General features: G+C 70.5%; 1 protein-coding gene. It reads left to right on the forward strand.

The genetic code is table 11. The annotated features are described in order from the left end of the window. A partial coding sequence (locus tag KZZ07_RS26530; RefSeq protein ID WP_219519892.1) for an aldehyde dehydrogenase (NADP(+)) occupies window positions 1–1443 on the forward strand: 1443 nt, incomplete at its 5' end.

A 1443-nucleotide genomic window follows, 5' to 3' on the forward strand; every position in this document is an offset into this window, starting at 1 on the left:
GAGCCGGCGCATGGCCCGGTGCATGATTATTCGGTGGGCACGCCGGCGCTGGTCGACCGGGCCTGCGAGGCCGCCGAAGAGGCCTTCTGGTCCTACGGCTATTCCAGCCGCGAGGAGCGGGCCGCCTTTCTCAACGCCATCGCCGACGAGATCGAGGCGCGGGCTGAGCAGATCACCGAGATTGGCACGCAGGAGACGGGCCTGCCCGAGGCCCGACTGCAGGGCGAGCGTGGGCGCACCACCGGGCAGCTCAGACTCTTCGCCAGCCATATCCTCGACGGCGCCTATCTGGATCGCCGCCACGACGCGGCCTTGCCCGACCGCCAGCCGCTGCCGCGCCCGGACCTGAAGATGGTCCAGCGCCCGATCGGGCCGGTCGCGGTCTTCGGCGCCTCGAACTTCCCGCTCGCCTTTTCCACCGCCGGCGGCGACACCGCCAGCGCGCTGGCGGCGGGCTGTCCGGTGGTGGTCAAGGGCCATTCCGCCCACCCCGGCACCGGCGAGATCGTGGCCGAGGCCATCGCGGCGGCCATCGCGAAAACCGGCGTCCACCCCGGCACCTTCTCCCTGATCCAGGGCGGCAAGCGTGACGTGGGCCAGGCATTGGTCCAGCATCCGCTGATCCGGGCGGTGGGCTTTACCGGGTCGCTCGGCGGCGGCCGGGCGCTGTTCGATCTCTGCGCGCAGCGCCCCGAGCCGATCCCCTTCTTCGGCGAGCTGGGCAGCGTCAACCCTATGTTCCTGTTGCCCGAGGCCGTGAAGGCCCGCGGCGCGGCGATCGGCGAAGGCTGGGCCGCCTCGCTGACCATGGGCGCCGGGCAGTTCTGTACCAACCCCGGCATTGCCGTGGTTGAGATGGGAGAGGCCGGCGACGCCTTTGTCAGCGCCGCCGCCGAGGCGCTGAAGGGCGTCACGACCCAGTGCATGCTCACCGAGGGTATCGCCGATGCGTATAAGAACGGTAAACAGCGCTTCGACACCCGCAACCCGGTGCGCCCGGTGCTGACGACGGACAGCGAGGGGCGGCATGCCGCGCCCAATCTCTACGAGACGGACGCCGAGAATTACCTGCAGGATCATGCGCTTGGCGAAGAGGTTTTCGGCCCGCTCGGCCTCGTGGTCCGGGTCTCGGGCGCGGACGAGATGGAGCAACTTGCGCGCGGCTTCGAGGGCCAGTTGACGGCGACGCTGCACATGGACGAGGGTGACACGGGGCTTGCCCAACGCCTGATGCCGGTGCTGGAGCGCAAGGCGGGGCGTCTCTTGGTGAACGGCTTCCCGACCGGGGTCGAGGTGGCCGACGCGATGGTGCACGGCGGGCCGTACCCGGCCTCGACCAACTTCGGCGCGACCTCCGTCGGCACCCTGGCCATCCGCCGCTTCCTGCGCCCGGTCTGCTACCAGAACCTCCCCGACGCCCTGCTGCCCGGGGACCTGCGGTAA

It is taken from the genome of Mameliella sp. CS4 (assembly GCF_019392335.1).
Taxonomy (GTDB): domain Bacteria; phylum Pseudomonadota; class Alphaproteobacteria; order Rhodobacterales; family Rhodobacteraceae; genus Antarctobacter.